The following is an 18882-nucleotide window of genomic DNA, read 5'->3' on the forward strand; positions in this document are numbered from 1 at the left end:
GGTAGTAAGTTGGGAGGAAGAAATAGATGAAACCGATTGAGATTAATAAAGTACAAGAAAAGCTGGAAAACTATGTTAATAAAGATGTCTATGTCCATCTGGAAACAACAAATGGCGCTTACGCAAGCCATGTTAACAAGAATGCCTATAATGTTGGTGCATATATTCGCAATGCTAAAGTTACATTTAAGCAGGCGAAGATCGTCGGAAGCGAAAATGTTTATCGTGTCGGATTGAAAATGGAAATGGGTTGGATTTATGCAGAAGGTCTGACAGATTATACGATGCATGAGGATACAAAATTATTACTTGCAGGTCATGACCGGGAAGGTCGTTTAATGGTTTCCCTGCAAATCAGTGAAACACCCTTTAATTATTAAGCAAAGGATTGGTGAAAAATATGGAAAAACATGTAGTTGTTATATATCCTCATCCAGATGATGAATCATTTGGTGCTGCGGGAACGATTGCCCAATTTCGAACACAAGGGGTATCTGTGACTTATCTATGTGGAACGCTTGGGGAAATGGGAAGAAACATGGGAAATCCGCCATTTGCAAATCGTGAAACATTGCCGGAAATTCGTAAACAAGAACTGATTGAGGCATGTAAGGTGCTGGATATGGAATTAAGTATGCTAGGCTATCGTGATAAAACACTGGAATATGAAGATCGGCAGGAAGTAGCGATGCATTTAAAATCAATTTTAGATGAAATGGAACCAAGCTTGGTCATTACGCATTATCCTGGATATGCAGTGCACCCAGACCATAATGCCCTAGGAGCCGCGGCAATTGAGGCCGTAAAATTAATGGAACCGGGAAAACGGCCAACCGTTTGGGCACAGGCTTTTAGCAATAATTTTAAAGAAGCGCTTGGACAACCGGATATTAACAATGATATTTCTGATCAAATTGATAAGAAGATAGAAGCTATTTTTTGTCATGATTCGCAAGCAGGCGGGGTGATCAGTCAAAGGAATAAAACAGAGAATAACAAAATCGATTTGAAAGCAGAAGCGCAAAAGCAAATGGGACAAGAACAATTTTATACTTGGGATTTTAATTCCTAACAATAAGTCTCCTTATTCATAAGGGGACTTATTGTTGTTGCGTTCAATCATTTATTGTAATCGCATATAGATAAATAATGGTTATAATCCGCATAGGATAGGGAAAGTAATATAATGAACTGGGAGGTAATAAAGTGAAACGACTTTATCGATCAAATTCTAATCGGATGGTAGCGGGCATATTTGGTGGTTTAAGCGACTATTTGAATATCGACGCAACAGTTTTACGATTGCTGTTTATTATTGGATTATTTTTTAGTGTATTTACATTGGCACTTGTGTATGTAGTTGCTGCAGTTATTATTCCGAATGAACGGGAGGTGCATTAATGCTGCTTCGTTGGTTTTTATCGATATTTTTTAATGCGATTGCACTGATTGCGGTTGCGCAGTTATTCAATTCGTTTACATTGGAAGGTTTTGGCCCCGCATTGATAGCAAGTTTTATTTTATCGATATTAAATGTGATTGTGAAGCCGATTCTCGTTATCTTTACATTGCCGATAACGGTTGTCACACTAGGACTATTCCTGTTTGTCATTAATGCTGTTACATTAATGATCACGCAAGGTCTAATGGGATCGACCTTTGTGATAGATGGATTTGGAACCGCAATTATCGCATCGATTGTAATATCGATTATTAATTTACTTTTAAACAGCCTGATCAGAGATTCCACCAGATGATGTTTGGCGCAGACTTCTACGTCTGCGTTTTTATATTGCAAAATAGACAAATGACAAGTTTTTATGATCTGTATATGCTACAATAATACACAGCTAAATGGTCTGGAGGGATGAGTTTAAATGGATATGGTGCGAACGAAAGATTTATTGGAAAATTTCACACTTACTTTAGTCGCTGGTGAAGATGGTTTACATAGAGAAATTATTACAAGTGATATTTCCCGTCCGGGGATTGAAATGACAGGTTTCTTTGAATATTATCCAAAAGAGCGGTTACAATTAATTGGAAAGACAGAAATGGCTTATTTCCTATCGCTTAGTGATGAACAAAGAAAGGATCGGGCCGAGCGGTTGTGCACAGATATTACACCGGGGATTGTGATTTCGCGCGGGATGGACATCCCTGAAAGTATGATTGAAGCGGCAAATAAATCCGGCGTACCGATTCTTCAATCTCCAAGAAAGACAACGCGTGTTATTAGCAGACTGACCAATTACCTGGAGGCAAAATATGCACCGTCGACTGCAGTTCACGGGGTGCTTGTGGACGTTTACGGTGTAGGTGTCCTGATTACGGGACAGAGCGGTGTAGGTAAAAGTGAGACTGCATTAGAATTGGTTAAACGCGGACATCGGCTTGTAGCGGATGATAGTGTAGAAATTCGCCAAGAGGACTACGATAGTCTGATTGGAAATTCACCTCCATTGATTGAACATTTATTGGAGATCCGCGGCTTGGGAATTATTAATGTGATGACACTTTTTGGTGCAGGATCTGTTCGTAACTACAAAAAGATCTCGCTGATTATGAATTTGGAACTATGGGATGAGAAAAAGCAATATGACCGTCTTGGTTTAGAAGAAGAGACAATGAAAATTATGGATGTACATGTTCCGAAATTAATCGTCCCAGTCCGTCCAGGTAGGAATCTTGCCGTAATTATTGAAGTTGCAGCAATGAATTTCCGGTTGAAACGGATGGGTGTTAATGCAGCAGAGGAATTTTCTGACCGATTAACGAAAATGATTGAACAAGAAAAAGACGGATTGGAATAGGAGTGATTGTTTATGACATGTGATGCCCCTTCACTCAATAGGGTCTTTTTGCAGCTAGGTCCGTTGCCTATTTATTGGTACGGCGTTATTATCGCAGCTGGAGCATTTCTTGGGCTGTATTTAGCTACAAAGGAAAGTGATCGTCTCGGTTTAAAAAAAGATTTAATTGTTGATCTAATTGTATTTGCTATCCCAATAGCAATCATTTCTGCACGTATTTATTATGTTATTTTTGAATGGGATCGATATGTCGGAGAGCCGTGGTGGAAAATGTTTGCGATCTGGGAAGGTGGCATTGCCATCCATGGTGCATTAATTGGCTCTGTCATCACAGCCATTATTTACGCCCGGGTGAAAAAGGTATCCTTTTGGCAATTAGCAGATATACTGGCACCAAGTCTCATTTTAGGGCAGGCAATCGGGCGTTGGGGTAACTTTATGAATCAGGAAGCACATGGTGGACCAATCGCCGAATCTACATATAATAGTTTTCACCAATATTTACCTGACTTTATTATGAATCAGATGTGTATTGATGGGGTCATGTATCACCCAACCTTTTTATATGAGTCATTTTGGAATATATTGGTATTTATACTATTACTTGTTCTGCGCCGATTTAATCCATTACGTGGGGAAATATTTTTAACCTATATGATTGCTTATTCAGTTGGACGTTTCTTTATTGAAGGATTGCGTACAGATAGTTTGTACATTATTGGTCAGCTTCGTACTGCGCAAACAATCTCTGTACTACTAATTATCCTAGCAATTATTCTGATTATTTACCGACGGGTAACGAATCAGGCAGACAAACATTATGACGGTAAGCGGGTAGTTAAAAGGAAAAAATAACATGTATTCTGATTGGTAAGAAAGAGGGAAGCGAAATGACAGGCATAATGACACGTGGGTTACGTCAAGGTTTAAACGTAACCTGGACATTGGGAAAGGTTATCTTTCCCATTACATTAATTGTAACTATATTACAATATACACCTGTATTACCTTGGGTAATTAAACAGTTGAGTCCTATCATGGGATTGCTTGGCTTATCTGGGGAAGCAGCAGTACCACTTGTTCTAGGTAATGCACTGAATTTATACGCTGGGATCGCTGCTATCATTTCGTTCGACTTTACAGTGAAGGAAGTATTTATCATGGCTATCATGCTATCCTTCTCGCACAATTTATTTATTGAATCAACAGTTGCCTCTCGTGTAGGTGTCAATTGGTGGTTAATATCTGGAATCCGGATCGGGCTGGCCCTTCTGGCAGCATTTGTTATCAATCTCGTATGGAGCGGGGGTGCTGAACAGGCGCAATATGGATTTATCACATCCCAAAGCACAGACTTCAATGGCTGGCAGGGTCTTGCACTTCACGGACTACAAACGGCTCTTATTGCAGTAATCCAGTTGGCATGTATTGTTATCCCGTTAATGATTGTGATGCAATTTTTAAGAGAGAAGGGCTGGTTGACCGTTTTCTCTAATAAATTTGCTCCATTTACACGTGTACTTGGAATGGAAAGAAATACATCCATGACACTGGTGGCGGGATTAACAATCGGATTGGCCTATGGTGCTGGTTTAATGATCCAAGCTGTTAAAGAAGATGGTGTATCAAAGAAGGATATGCATTTGGCATTGATATTTCTTGTAGCATGTCATGCGGTTGTGGAGGACACACTCGTCTTTATCCCGTTAGGCATTCCAGTGTGGCCATTACTTGTCATTCGACTGACAACGGCGATTATATTAACAATGATTGTAGGCTATATATGGAATAGAAAAGATTCACGGAAAAGGAAGGAAATAGAGAATGAGCATACGTACAATACTGTTTGATCTTGATGGAACATTGATCGATACGAACGAATTAATTATTGCGTCTTTCACCCATACATTTAATCATTACCAATTAAACTACACCAGAGATGAAATTATTGGGTTTAATGGACCACCATTAACGGATACTTTTCATCAGATTGATCCAGCGCGTGCTGAAATGATGATTAAAACATACAGAAAACATAATCTGGCGGAACATGATAACTATGTGACAGCTTTTCCACACGTCATTGAGACGATGGAGGTATTGAGGAGTAAGCAGATTAGGCTAGGTGTTGTAACAACAAAAATGAATGCGGCCGTAACAATGGGTCTAACGTTGACTGGGTTGGATGCTTACTTTGATACAGTGATTACCTTGGATGATGTAACCCATCCAAAGCCACATCCGGAACCAGTTATTAAAGCAATGGAGGAACTGAATGCAGATGCTTCTACCACATTAATGGTTGGGGACAATTACCATGATATAGAATCGGGAAAAAATGCCGGTGTTCAAACGGCGGGTGTAGCATGGTCCCTTAAGGGAAAAGAACATCTTTTAGCCTATGATCCGACTTATATGTTAGATGATATACGTGACTTGTTAGATGTTTTAGAGGTGTAAATCATGCGGAAAACCGAACGCTATCCCGTTGAAAACGCGAATTCACTTTGGCAAATATATAAGACTGTTTCTTTCTGGAAAGTTGTCAAAAACTTTATCGTTATCCAGCTTGGAAGATACATGCCTTTTTTGAGTGTTAAAAATTGGCTGTATCGTACTTTTTTAAGGATGAAGGTAGGCCATCAGGCTGCATTTGCTTTGATGGTTATGCCTGACACAATGTTTCCTGAAAAAATAGTAGTTGGGAGAAATAGTGTTATTGGTTATAATACAACGATTTTAGCGCATGAATATCTGATTGAAGAGTACCGAATTGGTGAGGTGATCATTGGTGATCATGTATTAATTGGTGCTAACACAACCATATTGCCTGGTGTGACAATTGGTGATCATGCGGTTATTTCCGCAAGTACACTCGTCAATAAAGACGTCCCACCAGGTGCGTTTGTAGGCGGAAATCCAATGCAACTGATCTACACGAAAGAAGAAATGGAAAAACGAAAATGAACAGATAAGTAGGTGAGCAAATGGAAATCCCGACGGGCGTACTACCTGCAATCAGAAAAATGAAAGACTTCGACCGTGCCTTGAAAAGTAAGCATGCATCAATCGTGCTACTGGAAACAAGACTTTCACAATTGAAAAGTATGGTTACTTATGCAAAACGGGAGCATAAAAAAGTACTGATCCATTTTGATTTAATCCAAGGATTAAAAGCAGATGAATACGGTATGGAATATTTAATCCGGGAAGTAAAACCGGATGGCATCTTATCAACGAGAGGGAACATTATAACGTTAGCCAGGAAAAATAATTTACTGGCTATTCAGCGGATGTTCCTGCTAGATAGCTTAGCACTGGATCACAATATTAAATTGATTGAGCGATCACGACCGGATTGTGTCGAGGTACTTCCAGGATTGATGCCAAGTATTGTAGAACAGATAAAGGAAGAGACCAACTTGCCAGTGATTGCTGGGGGGCTTATCAAAGAGCAAAATCAAATAGCAGCAGCATACGAAGCAGGAGCTATTGCTGTTTCTACATCTAATATCGATCTATGGCAATTTGATTGATCGTATATGAAATCAAATTGCTATACGAAATGATATATATATGATATAGTGAAGTTAAGTTAATAAGTTCCGGACGGAGAATTGGAGAAACCGCAAACTACGAATGCAATCGCGCATTGGTATGTTTTGCGGTTTTTCTGTTTTTCGTAAACTGATCGGGTTTAGACGCATGACTATTCGAAAATAGGGTAGAGTTAGGTATGGACAATATGTGATGATTGGAGAGAATAAGTATGTCAGATTTTTCAAGTCATAAACGGACAGAAACATTACAACAATTAGCAAATAAACAATTAGATGTATTGATCATTGGAGGTGGGATCACAGGCGCAGGAATCTCGCTGGATGCGGTGACTCGCGGATTAAATACTGGATTGGTGGAAATGCAGGATTTTGCTGCAGGGACATCGAGCAGGTCGACCAAGCTTGTACATGGAGGACTTCGCTATTTACAGCAATTTGAAATTAAAATCGTCGCGGAAACAGGTAAGGAACGGGCAATTGTTTATGAGAATGGGCCACATGTGACGACACCTGAATGGATGATGCTTCCTTTCCACAAAGGAGGAAACTTTGGTCCATTTACAACAAATGTTGGCCTAAGGTTATATGACTTTTTAGCCGGTGTGAAAAAAAGTGAACGCAGAAAAATGCTGAAACCGGAAGAAGCACTACGAAAAGAACCACTCATTAAAAAAGAAGCATTAAGAGGTGCCGGTTATTATGTTGAGTATAAAACAGATGATGCCCGTTTAACGATTGAAGTGATGAAGAAAGCCGTCCAAAAAGGTGCACATGCTGTCAATTACACTAAAGTTATTGAATTATTATATGATGATTCAAACAAAGTATATGGTGTACTGGTGGAAGATCAAATAACAAAAGAAACGTATAAAATATATGCCAAAAAAATCGTTAATGCAGGTGGACCGTGGGTAGACGAATTAAGAGAAATGGACGGATCGAAACAAGGAAAATCACTACATCTGACAAAAGGGGTACACCTTGTATTTCCGCAATCGATATTCCCATTACAACAAGCTATCTATTTTGATGCGCCAGATGGTCGGATGATCTTTGCTATACCCCGTAATAATAAAGCCTATGTGGGAACAACAGATACAGGATATGGCGGCAACATTGCACATCCAACCATGACAGAAAAAGATCGTGATTATTTGCTTGATGCTATTAATTACATGTTCCCGTCATTGCAAATGACTGCTGAGCATGTGGAATCAAGTTGGGCTGGATTGCGACCATTAATCGCAGATGAAGACAAGGATAATCCAGATGAAATATCGCGGAAAGATGAAATTTTCATTTCCGACTCTGGTCTGATTTCAATGGCCGGAGGAAAATTAACTGGATATCGTAAAATGGCGGAAGAAGCAGTCAATACGGTTGTAAAACAATTGAAAGCGGAAGATGGCATACTTTACACGTCATCAGAAACAAAGCATTTGCCAATCTCCGGCGGAGAAGTTGGTGGATCTACAGGCTTTAAACGCTTTAAAGAAAGAAAAATGGAAGAAGGAAAGACCCTTGGGTTGGATGAGGAAACCTTGGAAATGCTTATTCAAACATATGGGGCAAATGTAGAAACGATCTTTGAGCTTTATCAGAAAAGACAAACAGAAGCGAAGGAAAATCATGTGGACCCGGTCGTGTTTGCCGAGTTGATCTATGCGATGGAATATGAACTAGCGTATAAACCAGTAGACTTCTTCGTCCGCAGAACCGGCGCATTATTTTTCAAAATTAATTGGCTAAAGGAACACAAAGAAAGTGTTATCACCTACATGGCAAAAACCCTGGAATGGGGCAAGGAGCAAGAGGAGGACTATCGATCCGAACTTGAGCAATTAATGCACGAGGCAGTGACACCGGATAAAGAATAATTGATAGTGGAAAAAGTTGACCCCATTTGGTCAACTTTTTTGCTGCGGTGAAAGATGAATTTGTGTGATCCATCGACTTACTTAGTTATTCCAGTATGATTCGCCATGTGAGTATGTTATAATCTGTTCGTATGTGAAGATGTGAGGAGGGATACACATGCCACAGCTCGAAGATAAGTTAGATGGAAAACAAAACAATGTTATCCCTTTTATACCTGAGGGTGATTTTTATTTTTCAAAAGGTGTAGAGGCTTTTCAAAAAAAGAAATTTGACATCGCAATCAAATGGTTGAATAAGGCGATGGATGAAAAACCGGAAGATCCATTATATGCATGTCAGATGTCTATTATATATACGGAGATTGGCTCTTATTATGAAGCGAATGAGTTGTTAACTACTGTTTTACAAACAACAGATTATGTGGACTGCTATTATTTATTAGCAAATAATTATGCACATTTGGGACTGCTTAATGATGCGGCAAAGTATGCCAACGCATACCTTGATAAAGAGCCTGAAGGTGATTTTAGTGAAGAGACGAAACAATTATTGGACTTAATTGACATTGATGAGGAACAAGTAGATGATAACTGGGATTTGGAAGAAGAAGATGAACTCCTGATTTATCAGGAAACGGCCTTTTATCATATGGAATTCATGGAATGGGATAAAGCATTATTGGTGATTAAGGAAATGATGACATTATTTCCTGAGCACCAGCTTGCTAAACATGATTATACACAGGCATTATTCTTTTCCGGTCAGCAACAGGATGCGATCGAAATGGAATTAGATATACTAAAAGACGATGCCAATTCTTTATACAGTATGACAAATTTGGCTGTGTTTTATTATGAACAGGGCAATAAACCGGAATATGAAAATTATATTCAGGCATTACTAAACGTATACCCCATGCATGAGCAGCAGAAATTGAGAATCGCGGTTACATTGGCTAAGACGGGTTTTCATGAACAAGCATATAGTCGTTTTAGATTATTGGCAAAGGGTATCGTTAAAGGACACCCTTCTTTTTATCGGTGGTACAGTAAAACGATTTTTCAACAGGGTTTTCCCGAAAAGGCACAGAATTTATGGGAAGAAGGCATAAAAAAACATCCGAAATTAGTAAATGAAGTAGGTCCGGACGGTCTGTGAGCATAATAATAGACGTGGGGCTAATGATTGATTAAACTATATATGGTTTAAATTAAGTAGTGAGAAGGGGCGGTATGAATGTCCGAAGAACGTATGTATGATGTAATTATTGCAGGAGCAGGGCCAGCTGGAATGACTGCGGCTGTTTATGCATCCCGAGCAAATTTAGAAACATTAATGATTGAGCGCGGTATTCCTGGAGGACAGATGGCAGACACAGAGGATGTTGAAAACTATCCGGGATTTGAGCATATTTTAGGTGCAGATTTATCCAATAACATGTTTGAGCATGCGAAGAAATTTGGTGCAGAGTATGGTTATGGCGATATAAAAGAAGTGATTGATCATGGTGATTATAAAACGGTTGTTGCAGGAAAAAAAGAATATAACACAAGAGCATTGATCATTACAACAGGAGCAGAATATAAGAAATTAGGAACTACTGGCGAAGAAGAATTAACTGGTCGTGGTGTATCCTACTGTGCTGTATGTGATGGTGCATTCTTTAAAAAGAAAAACCTTATTGTCATTGGTGGCGGTGACTCTGCAGTGGAAGAGGGGGGCTATTTAACCCGATTCGCCGACAAAGTAACGGTTGTACACCGTCGTGGTGAATTACGCGCACAAAAGATTCTTCAGGAGCGTGCATTTGAAAACGAAAAAATGGACTTTATCTGGAATACTGTTGTAGAAAAAATCAATGGTGAAGGTGGTAAAGTAAGCAGTGTTTCTTTGAAAAATAGAGAAACTGGTGAGGAATATGAACAACCTGTTGATGGTGTTTTTGTTTATATTGGCACCGTACCACTTAGTGAACCATTTGTATCGTTGGGTATTACAAATGAAGAAGGATATATTCCTACGAACGAAAACATGGAAACCAGTGTCAAAGGTGTTTTTGCCGCAGGGGATATTCGCGAAAAGACGCTTCGACAAATTGTGACAGCTACTGGAGACGGAAGTATTGCAGCTGAAGAAGCAATAAAATATGTGGATAACCTAAAAGAATCGATCAAAACAGCAAACTCGTAAAGTTAAACTTCATTCAGTAGGAGTTTTCGACGCGCAGGACGTGTTAGTGTAGACGTCGTGACTTTAACTTTAGTCTTTGTTCCCTGTTTGCAGGGCTTTTGTGGGCAGTAGTCCCCACTAAAATTGTCGTTTAGCCTCAATTTTTGAGGTGGAATTTTAATGCCCGTTAATCTGCGGAAAAGGTGTGGAACAATTTTTTAAAAAGTAATTACTTTTTAACGCTGTTGTAACACGCTCGCAATATAGATGGGGTACAATGAACTTAACTAATTGACCCCCTTTTAATAGATAGATTAGTTTATTGCACAGGTGATAATCACCTGTGCTTTTTTTATATTATAAGGCTGGTGTATCTTTCATAACTTGTCCCATCCTGTCGAACAATCAGGAGAGCTTATTATGCTTGTTGCTTTCCATTCATTCATTGTATAATAGAAGTAATGCTTAAATTATATGCTTCTGAGGGAAACAGAAGCAATAAAATAAAGTACCCTCTTACACAGAAGATGGTGTGTAAGAGGGTTCACATGTAGTTCCGGAATAGCCTTCCGGGAATAGGTTGATGATGGGGGCGATATCTTATGGAAAACGAAGAAAAAGGAACGAATTTGGTCATTATAACAGGCATGTCTGGTGCAGGGAAAACGGTCGCCGTGCAAAGCTTCGAGGATTTAGGTTACTATTGTGTAGATAATTTACCGCCAACATTGTTACCGAAATTCCTTGAATTGATGAAGGACTCTACAAACAACATTCGAAAAGTTGCACTGGTCATTGATTTGCGTGGACGTGAATTTTTTGACTCCTTATTCGAATCATTAGATGTTTTAGGTAAAGAAAACTGGTTGGAAGAACATATTCTTTTTCTAGATGCGAAGGATGAAAAGCTTGTTAGCAGATATAAAGAAACAAGACGTGCACATCCATTGGCTGTAGGCGGTTTACCATTGAATGGAATCCAGCAGGAAAGAAAGATCTTAGATGAATTAAGAGGCAGATCCCAGCGCATTATTGATACTACCAATTTAAAGCCAAAAGAATTACGGGAAAAAATCGTAAAAGCTTACACAACCGATAAACAAGAGATATTCTCCGTGCATATGGTATCATTCGGATTTAAATATGGTCTGCCAATTGATGCTGATTTGGTTTTCGATGTAAGGTTTCTGCCCAATCCCCACTATGTAGGGCACCTGCAACCATTAACAGGCTTAAACCAAGAGGTTTCTTCTTATGTTTTTAAGTGGTCAGAAACACAAATATTTAATGAAAAAGTACTTGATCTATTGCAGTTTATGCTTCCACAATATAAAAAAGAAGGAAAATCCCAGCTTGTAGTAGCCATTGGATGTACGGGTGGACAGCACCGTTCAGTCGCTCTAACTGAGTATTTTGCGAAGGAGTTATCAGCTAGTTATATTACGCACATCAGCCATAGGGACATCGATAAAAGAAAGGAACATTAGAGATGGGAAATCAAACGGAGCCAAAAGTAGTTGTTATCGGTGGCGGTACAGGTATGCCTGTTCTTTTGCGTGGGCTTAAAGACTTGCCCATTCAATTAACTGCACTTGTTACAGTGGCTGACGATGGAGGAAGCACAGGTAGACTACGGGATGTAATGGATATCCCAGCACCTGGTGATATACGAAATGTAATTGCTGCTATGTCTGATGCGGAACCAATGCTTGTAGAATTATTTCAGCACCGATTTGCTACAGGTAATGGATTATCAGGTCACTCGATGGGGAACCTGTTGCTTGCAGCTCTGACATCTATAACAGGTGATTTTTATACCGGTATTAAAGAGATTTCCCGTGTGTTAAATGTGAAAGGGAATATTTATCCCATTTCTAATGAAAACATGTATTTACATGCAAAAATGATGGATGGATCGATTGTTTCTGGAGAATCGAATATTCCACTATCGAATAAGCAAATAAAGCGTGTTTTTCTCAGTCCTCAGCCCGTAAAACCTTTTCCTGGTGCTATTCAAGCGATTAAAGAAGCTGATTTAATTGTCATTTCACCTGGCAGCTTGTATACAAGTATCATGCCAAACATTATTATTCCTGGGATAGATGATGCACTGAAACAGGCGCAAGGCAAGATTATTTATGTTTGTAACGTCATGACCCAGGCTGGAGAAACAACTGCATACAGTGCTGCAGATCATGTTCAGGCAATCAATGATCATATTGGTCAAGACTGTGTGGATGCAATCGTAGTACATAACGAACCAATCAAAGGGCCGGTTCGTGAAATATATGCGGAAGAGAACGCAGAGCCAGTCATTTATGATACAGAACGCTTAATTGATATGGGGCTACAAATTATTGAAGGTGACATCATTAACCATGAGCGAACCACATTAAGGCATGACACAAGAAAAATTGCTAAATTATTATATTCGATATTAGCTTAAGTATCATTGTGGTCATAGTAAAGGAGGGAAAAAAATGTCCTTTGCTTCAGAAATAAAAAAGGAATTGACGACAATTGAACTTGATGATTGTTGTGTACTTGCGGAATTAACAGCTTTAATTCGAATGAATGGAACTGTTTCCCTGGCAAAAGATGATTATTCGCTGGATGTTCAAACTGAAAATGCAGCAATCGCACGCCGTATCTATACGCTAATTAAAACAGCATACACGATCCCCATTGAACTACTTGTCCGAAGAAAGATGAAGCTAAAGAAAAACAATGTTTATATTGTTCGAATGAAGGAAGACGTCGGCAAAATGTTAAAGGATCTGGAAATATTCCGGGAACCTTTTACATTTATCCGATCAATCTCAAACAAATTTTTAAACAAAACCTGTTGTAAAAAATCCTACTTACGTGGTGCCTTTTTAGCAGGCGGTTCCATCAATAACCCGGAGACATCCTCCTATCATTTAGAAATTTTTAATTTCCACCAGGAACATAATGAAGCATTGTGTGAACTTGCCAACACATTTGATTTACGTGCGCGAACATTGGAACGTAAAAATGGGTATATTGTTTATATTAAAGAAGCAGAAAAAATTACTGCATTTTTAAGTGTTATTGGTGCGCATAATGCATTATTTAAGTTTGAAGACGTAAGAATTGTGCGGGATATGCGGAATTCGGTAAATAGACTAGTAAATTGTGAGACAGCAAACTTAAATAAAACGATCGGTGCTGCGTTTCGCCAAATAGAAAATATTAATTTTATTGAGCGTACTGTAGGACTTGATCAGCTTCCTGAAAAATTGCAGGAAATCGCAAAATTGCGTGTGGAGCATCAGGAAGTTTCATTAAAAGAATTAGGGGAAATGGTTGAAAGTGGAAAGATTTCCAAGTCAGGTGTAAATCATCGATTAAAAAAAATCGATCTGTTTGCTGAGAAAATTAAACTAGGCGAAGTATAAAAGGGTTGGAAATCAATAATTTCAATTTATCGTTATTTCATGATATAATATTGGTAATTTTAAACGATCAGAATGTTTATGGAATGTCGATCTTATCGGCAGTATTTGTATGATGGTACATTACTGTCGATAAAAATTAAATACGAATGATAGCGCTTACGAAAATGAGAGGATGAGTGATTTGGTCGAAAGGTCAGTCAAAGTTGAGTTAGATACAGGTTTACAAGCAAGACCTGCAGCACTATTTGTGCAGGAAGCAAATCATTACACAGCACATTTGTTTCTTGAAAAAGATGGTAAAAGAGTGAATGCCAAAAGTATTATGGGGCTCATGAGCCTAGCAATCACAACTGGGGAGATGATCACGTTAATAGCTGATGGTGTGGATGCAGAAGCTGCAATCGATCATTTATCTTCATTTGTTTCAAGAGAGGAAGCACAGGCTTAGAGGGAACAAATAATGCCTAGTGTAAAAGTAATAAAATAAAACTTGGCATTCACCAAGCTTTAATGGTGAATGCCTTAGTTGCAGTTATACAGTAGGAATTTTTATACTTTCCTACTGATAAAAAAACCTTTCACATAATAGTGAAAGGTTTTTTTATTATTTATCTGTATTACGCACGAGAATTTTATCGATTAATCCATAATCAACTGATTTCTGTGCTGACATGAAGTTATCACGTTCTGTATCTTGTTCAATGACTTCAAGTGGTTGACCTGTACGTTCTGAAAGAATTTCGTTCATTCTTCTTTTGATTTCAATGATTCTTTTTGCGTGAATTTCAATATCGGTTGCTTGTCCTTGGGTACCACCAAGCGGTTGGTGAATCATCACTTCACTATTTGGCAGTGCATAACGTTTGCCTTTTTCACCAGCAGCTAATAAGAATGATCCCATAGATGCTGCCATCCCAGTACAAATAGTTGATACGTCAGATTTAATAAATTGCATGGTATCAAAAATTGCCATTCCAGCGGTGATAGATCCACCTGGAGAGTTGATGTATAGTGAAATATCTTTTTCCGGATCGTCCGCTTCAAGGAAAAGTAATTGCGCAACAATAGAGTTTGCAACATTATCGTCAATCGCACTTCCTAGCATAATGATTCGGTCTTTCAATAAACGTGAGTAAATATCGTATGCGCGTTCACCACGGTTTGTCTGTTCAATAACTGTTGGTATTAAATTCATAATTAAATTCCTCCCTAATTTCTAACACGAATATCCATTGAATTTGGATCTGTTTTTATCATAACTAAAAGGTCAATGAAGGTCAAACAAAAACGTTCGAGAATCATTCATTTCGAAAATACTGTATCATTATTCCCCGTTTGGGGTAATATAAACATTTGTAGACGACCAGGTTAATTGATAGGTGTTCCTTGGACGTCCTTTTTTTCCATATTGAGAAATCACCTCGACTTCTCCTTTTTCCTCAAGGTAAATTAAATAGCGGTGTACTGTTTGATAAGCGATGGGAAGCCCTTGCTGAATTTCGTTGATCGTGGATGGCCTATCCAATTGAATTAAGCAATTTTTAATCGACAGTAAAGTTTTATGATTAATTCCTTTGTCCACATAGGCGCTATTTTTGTTTTCCGTTAATTTTCCCATTTTTAAATTAATCCGAATACGGGAAATGAGATCTGGTGCTTTAATCGGTTTCAGTGCAAAGTCCGTTGCGCCTGCATGCAAAAAGGAATTTGCGATTTCTTGACGTTCGTCCACCGTTAAAATAATGATCGGTACGTTTTCATTCAATCTTCTTATTTTCTTGGTAGTCTGGATGCCATCCCAATCGGGCATGTGATAATCAAGTAAAATTAAGTCAGGTGCAAGCACATTGATTAATTCCACTGCTCTTTTTCCAGTAGAGGCTTCTATCACTTGCCAATTTGCATATTCGCAAATTTCCTTTAGCGTAAAACGAATATCTTCATTGTCATCGACGACTAAGATGGTCGCGCTCAACGTTTATCTCACCTTCCTTTTTAATCGGTATGGAGATGCATATTATTGTATAACGATTCGGGACACTATCGATTGTTACGGTACCAGCATGGCTTTCGACTACCTTTTTCACGAAAGAAAGGCCCAGTCCTGAAGAGTTCCTTGTACTAAAACCGTCGGTCCATACCTGATCTAATAGATCGGCCTCGATTCCCGAGCCATTATCCCGGATTTGAAATGAAACCCTGTTATCCACTACTTTGACATTGGTGGTGATTTCTCCTGCTTTTCCTGCAAAAGAAGTTATTGCATTTTCTAATAAGTTTGCAATGGCACGTGAAAATCGTATTTTATTCACAGGAATAGGCGGTAAATCTGGTGGTATATTTACAGTTAATCTAACCAGCTGTTCATCTAAACAAAGGTGACTTGTTACATATTTAAGTAATTCCTTCACTTCAATCGGGTGTTTGGTATTTTCATATAATATTTCTGCTATCATATCTTTCATTCTATTCAGGGACTGATTCATCCGGTTAAAATAAGCTGCAGTTTGGTTCTGGTCTTCCGGCTGCATCTTTAATTGAATTAAGGAAAGTAAACCTTCAACAGTAACAAGTGGTGTGTTTAAATCATGAACAACCATGGCTATTTCCTGATATACTTTTGATTCTGCTAAAGCGACCTGTGCATCCCTTAATTTTTCTTCTTGTTCGTGGTACTTTTTTAAAGTGTAAATCTGTTTATGCAAAAGATGAATTAAAAAAGTGAAAATGATGGCGATAATCAAAAATACCAGAAAGAAGATGGTTGCTAATGTATTAAATAAATTATTTTTAGTAAAGTAATTGTCGGCCATTTTAATCATGACAGCGAAATCACCCGTACCAATGCCGAGTTGGGAAAGAGACGGAATAAGTTGTAGCCATTGCATGGACATGATGACAAGCAATAAGATAATAGCGAAAATTGTTAGGAAATAGCGTTGTTTTGGGATAAAAATTTGTAAAAGCGAAATAATCGTTATGGTGATAAAATGGCTAAGGTAGGAGAAGTTTTCCTGGTATAATTGGTTTAATGTAAAAATAGAAATGGTAGTCACAGCCATAAATAATAGGGAAGAGATCAGGCCGGAAACCCGTTTGGAAAAAACATGTGTCATCATCATCGAGCCAAAATAAATAAAAAAGAATAATAGAAATCCTTTAGCGACATAAGCAAATGTAGCAATTAACAGTTGACCACTATCTTGCAGTAATATGCTCTCATAGATCGTTTCCGTAATAAAATTGGACCACCCTTCAAAGAATGACGAGATGGCAATTCCATAGATAACTAATGCAAGACCAGCTATACCAATGAACGGATATTTTTTATCTTGAAGCATATAGAATCAAGCCTTTCAAATGAATTATCGAAATGCAGAATTGAGTGGTGTGGCTAAGTCATCTAGCTCATTTAAAAGTGTTACGGGTATATCAAGTTTTGGCAGATCCTGCTTATATGGGTGATATCCCTGTTCATTTTTAAGTCCAATATAATAAGCTGTATATGGCGTAACTAGCTCAAACAATTCACGTGTATGTTTACTATCTCTGCCTCTGCTGGAAAGATCAACCACTATAATCGGTAATTCTTGTAAGATAGCTTCGGTTAATAACGCTTTTGTAAGGCTAAGCTCTTCTTGAAAGGAACGATTCGTGTAAGCTAACCCATTTGCGCTATAGCCAAGGATGATAATGACACTTTGATAATCATATAAATCGCTGTCCAATGCTCTTGGCCGGTAATCAGCATCAAGGTGAAGGCTTTCTGAAATGGAGTAAACGATGGCGCCTTCCATTGCCTGTCCTGCAGAAGTAATTAAAATTTTCTCTTTGCCAATCGGTGCTGGTAAATTGGGGTAGGTTGTCATCGGGTTTGATTGGGATGTGTCCATGTTTGTAAATGCTATTATGAGCGCAATGACTAAACAGAGCAAAAAAGGAATAGATTTTTTCAAAAGTGCACCTCCATCAAGCTTGGCTCTAAAAACATTTTACCTCACATTGTGCAAAAAAATAACTAACAAGTAAGCGTAATCTTACCTGTTAGTTTACTATATTAGTTGCAGTTGGTACATCTATTCTTTCAGTCTTGGATCTAACGCGTCACGTAGGCCATCACCGAAGAGATTAAATCCAAGTACAACTAGGAAAATAGCAATTCCTGGGAATGCAACGACCCATGGCGCTGTTTGTAAGGCGGATCTCCCATCACTTAACATGGCTCCCCATTCTGGTGTAGGTGGCTGGGCACCTAAACCGAGAAAGCTGAGTCCTGCTGCATCAAGAATGGCGGTACCGATTCCTAGTGTTGCTTGTACGATGATCGGTGCAAGGGAGTTAGGTAATACATGCTGTAGAAAAATCCTTTTGTGCTTTGCCCCAATCGCGCGTGCAGCTTCGATGTATTCCGTCTCTTTTACAGATAAAACAGCGGATCGAACAATCCTGGCAAATTGCGGGATCCCGACAATTCCGACTGCAATCATTGCATTTTGCAGGCTCGGCCCAAGTACAGCTACTAAGGCGATCGCCAACAGAATGCTAGGGAAGGCCATAAGAATATCGATTAAGCGCATGATAATCTGATCTGCCCATTTGCCGAAATAACCGGCAATCCCGCCTAAAAGGACACCAATCACCATTGAAATTCCCACCGTGATCAAGCCGATTTGGATCGAAATACGTGTTCCATAAATAATTCGGCTGAAAATATCTCGTCCGAGTTCGTCTGTGCCTAACCAATGGGTTCCTGAAGGAGATTGATAGCGATCAATGATCGATTGATCTGTCGGGCTGTACGGCGCAATGACCGGCGCAAGGATGGCCGTAATAATTAAAATGAGAATGATACATAATCCGACGAAGGATGTTTTGCTTTTAATAATGCGTAATAATGAATCTACCCACATCCGCCTGGGCTTTATCTCTCGTTGTTGCTGATCAATAATGACCGGTTCAGGATCTGGTACCGGGTTTGGTTGAATTGGCATGTGCTGCACATCCTTTCCTTCATTCCTTCCAGCAAAGTAACTTTAGCAAATC

Annotated in this window: 22 protein-coding genes; 17 read left to right on the forward strand and 5 right to left on the reverse strand. The window is 38.8% G+C overall.

All coding sequences use genetic code 11. The features are described 5' to 3' along the window. Nucleotides 1–26 precede the first annotated feature (26 nt). The 17 genes from JOC34_RS14385 (at nucleotide 27) to JOC34_RS14465 (ending at nucleotide 14287) form a co-directional block, all read left to right on the forward strand. The gene (locus JOC34_RS14385) at nucleotides 27–380 is read left to right on the forward strand and encodes a YojF family protein (RefSeq protein WP_205137469.1); all 354 of its coding nucleotides are present in this window, start codon (nucleotides 27–29) and stop codon (nucleotides 378–380) included. 20 nt (nucleotides 381–400) lie between these two features. After that, nucleotides 401–1072 (forward strand): bacillithiol biosynthesis deacetylase BshB2, encoded by a 672-nt coding sequence (gene bshB2 / locus JOC34_RS14390; protein WP_205137470.1) that lies wholly within the window; start codon nucleotides 401–403, stop codon nucleotides 1070–1072. A gap of 134 nt (nucleotides 1073–1206) precedes the next feature. Further along, nucleotides 1207–1401, forward strand: a complete 195-nt coding sequence (locus JOC34_RS14395; protein WP_205137471.1) for a PspC domain-containing protein — start codon at nucleotides 1207–1209, stop codon at nucleotides 1399–1401. Further along, complete coding sequence (locus JOC34_RS14400; RefSeq protein WP_205137472.1) at nucleotides 1401–1757, forward strand: phage holin family protein; 357 nt, start codon at nucleotides 1401–1403, stop codon at nucleotides 1755–1757. Before JOC34_RS14395 ends, JOC34_RS14400 begins: the two co-directional genes overlap by 1 nt. A 120-nt stretch (nucleotides 1758–1877) precedes the next feature. Continuing rightward, nucleotides 1878–2813, forward strand: coding sequence for an HPr(Ser) kinase/phosphatase (gene hprK, locus JOC34_RS14405; RefSeq protein WP_205137473.1), 936 nt, complete (start codon nucleotides 1878–1880; stop codon nucleotides 2811–2813). A 12-nt stretch (nucleotides 2814–2825) separates the two neighbouring features. Beyond that, nucleotides 2826–3668 carry a prolipoprotein diacylglyceryl transferase gene (lgt, locus tag JOC34_RS14410; protein WP_205137474.1) on the forward strand — a complete coding sequence of 281 codons (843 nt, stop codon included), beginning with the start codon at nucleotides 2826–2828 and terminating at the stop codon, nucleotides 3666–3668. A gap of 35 nt (nucleotides 3669–3703) precedes the next feature. Then, nucleotides 3704–4663 (forward strand): nucleoside recognition domain-containing protein, encoded by a 960-nt coding sequence (locus tag JOC34_RS14415; protein WP_205137475.1) that lies wholly within the window; start codon nucleotides 3704–3706, stop codon nucleotides 4661–4663. Continuing rightward, entirely contained in the window at nucleotides 4638–5273 is a 636-nt protein-coding gene (ppaX, locus tag JOC34_RS14420) for a pyrophosphatase PpaX (protein ID WP_205137476.1), read from the forward strand. Before JOC34_RS14415 ends, ppaX begins: the two co-directional genes overlap by 26 nt. Before the next feature lie 3 nt (nucleotides 5274–5276). Beyond that, entirely contained in the window at nucleotides 5277–5780 is a 504-nt protein-coding gene (locus tag JOC34_RS14425) for an acyltransferase (RefSeq protein WP_205137477.1), read from the forward strand. Nucleotides 5781–5800: 20 nt separating this feature from the next. Beyond that, nucleotides 5801–6349 carry a glycerol-3-phosphate responsive antiterminator gene (locus tag JOC34_RS14430; RefSeq protein WP_205137478.1) on the forward strand — a complete coding sequence of 183 codons (549 nt, stop codon included), beginning with the start codon at nucleotides 5801–5803 and terminating at the stop codon, nucleotides 6347–6349. A gap of 233 nt (nucleotides 6350–6582) precedes the next feature. After that, a complete protein-coding gene (locus tag JOC34_RS14435; RefSeq protein ID WP_205137479.1) occupies nucleotides 6583–8250 on the forward strand; it encodes a glycerol-3-phosphate dehydrogenase/oxidase in 1668 nt (555 codons plus the stop codon). A gap of 157 nt (nucleotides 8251–8407) precedes the next feature. After that, a complete protein-coding gene (locus JOC34_RS14440; protein ID WP_205137480.1) occupies nucleotides 8408–9409 on the forward strand; it encodes a tetratricopeptide repeat protein in 1002 nt (333 codons plus the stop codon). A gap of 78 nt (nucleotides 9410–9487) precedes the next feature. After that, nucleotides 9488–10441: a thioredoxin-disulfide reductase gene (gene trxB / locus JOC34_RS14445; RefSeq protein WP_205137481.1), complete on the forward strand. Its 954-nt coding sequence runs from the start codon at nucleotides 9488–9490 to the stop codon at nucleotides 10439–10441. 581 nt (nucleotides 10442–11022) lie between these two features. Then, on the forward strand, nucleotides 11023–11907 hold the full coding sequence (gene rapZ, locus JOC34_RS14450) for an RNase adapter RapZ (RefSeq protein ID WP_205137482.1): 885 nt from the start codon (nucleotides 11023–11025) through the stop codon (nucleotides 11905–11907). A 2-nt stretch (nucleotides 11908–11909) separates the two neighbouring features. Next, entirely contained in the window at nucleotides 11910–12866 is a 957-nt protein-coding gene (locus JOC34_RS14455) for a gluconeogenesis factor YvcK family protein (RefSeq protein WP_205137483.1), read from the forward strand. Between the two features lie 34 nt (nucleotides 12867–12900). Beyond that, nucleotides 12901–13839 carry a DNA-binding protein WhiA gene (gene whiA / locus JOC34_RS14460; protein ID WP_205137484.1) on the forward strand — a complete coding sequence of 313 codons (939 nt, stop codon included), beginning with the start codon at nucleotides 12901–12903 and terminating at the stop codon, nucleotides 13837–13839. 181 nt (nucleotides 13840–14020) lie between these two features. Then, entirely contained in the window at nucleotides 14021–14287 is a 267-nt protein-coding gene (locus JOC34_RS14465) for an HPr family phosphocarrier protein (protein WP_205137485.1), read from the forward strand. A gap of 156 nt (nucleotides 14288–14443) precedes the next feature. On the opposite strand, the gene clpP is transcribed toward JOC34_RS14465, so the two are convergent. The 5 genes from clpP to nikC all read right to left on the reverse strand — a co-directional run bounded on the left by clpP (nucleotide 14444) and on the right by nikC (nucleotide 18830). Then, a complete protein-coding gene (clpP, locus tag JOC34_RS14470; protein ID WP_205137486.1) occupies nucleotides 14444–15034 on the reverse strand; it encodes an ATP-dependent Clp endopeptidase proteolytic subunit ClpP in 591 nt (196 codons plus the stop codon). A 129-nt stretch (nucleotides 15035–15163) separates the two neighbouring features. Beyond that, nucleotides 15164–15814, reverse strand: a complete 651-nt coding sequence (locus tag JOC34_RS14475) for a response regulator (RefSeq protein ID WP_205137487.1) — start codon at nucleotides 15812–15814, stop codon at nucleotides 15164–15166. After that, the gene (locus JOC34_RS14480) at nucleotides 15786–17180 is read right to left on the reverse strand and encodes a sensor histidine kinase (protein WP_205137488.1); all 1395 of its coding nucleotides are present in this window, start codon (nucleotides 17178–17180) and stop codon (nucleotides 15786–15788) included. The genes JOC34_RS14475 and JOC34_RS14480 overlap by 29 nt, the downstream gene beginning before the upstream one ends. A 24-nt stretch (nucleotides 17181–17204) precedes the next feature. Next, on the reverse strand, nucleotides 17205–17795 hold the full coding sequence (locus JOC34_RS14485) for a DUF6305 family protein (RefSeq protein ID WP_205137489.1): 591 nt from the start codon (nucleotides 17793–17795) through the stop codon (nucleotides 17205–17207). A 120-nt stretch (nucleotides 17796–17915) separates the two neighbouring features. Continuing rightward, entirely contained in the window at nucleotides 17916–18830 is a 915-nt protein-coding gene (gene nikC, locus JOC34_RS14490) for a nickel transporter permease (RefSeq protein ID WP_205137490.1), read from the reverse strand. Between the last annotated feature and the right edge of the window lie 52 nt (nucleotides 18831–18882).

The organism is Virgibacillus halotolerans (genome assembly GCF_016908515.1).
GTDB classification, from domain to species: Bacteria; Bacillota; Bacilli; order Bacillales; family Amphibacillaceae; genus Virgibacillus_M; species Virgibacillus_M halotolerans.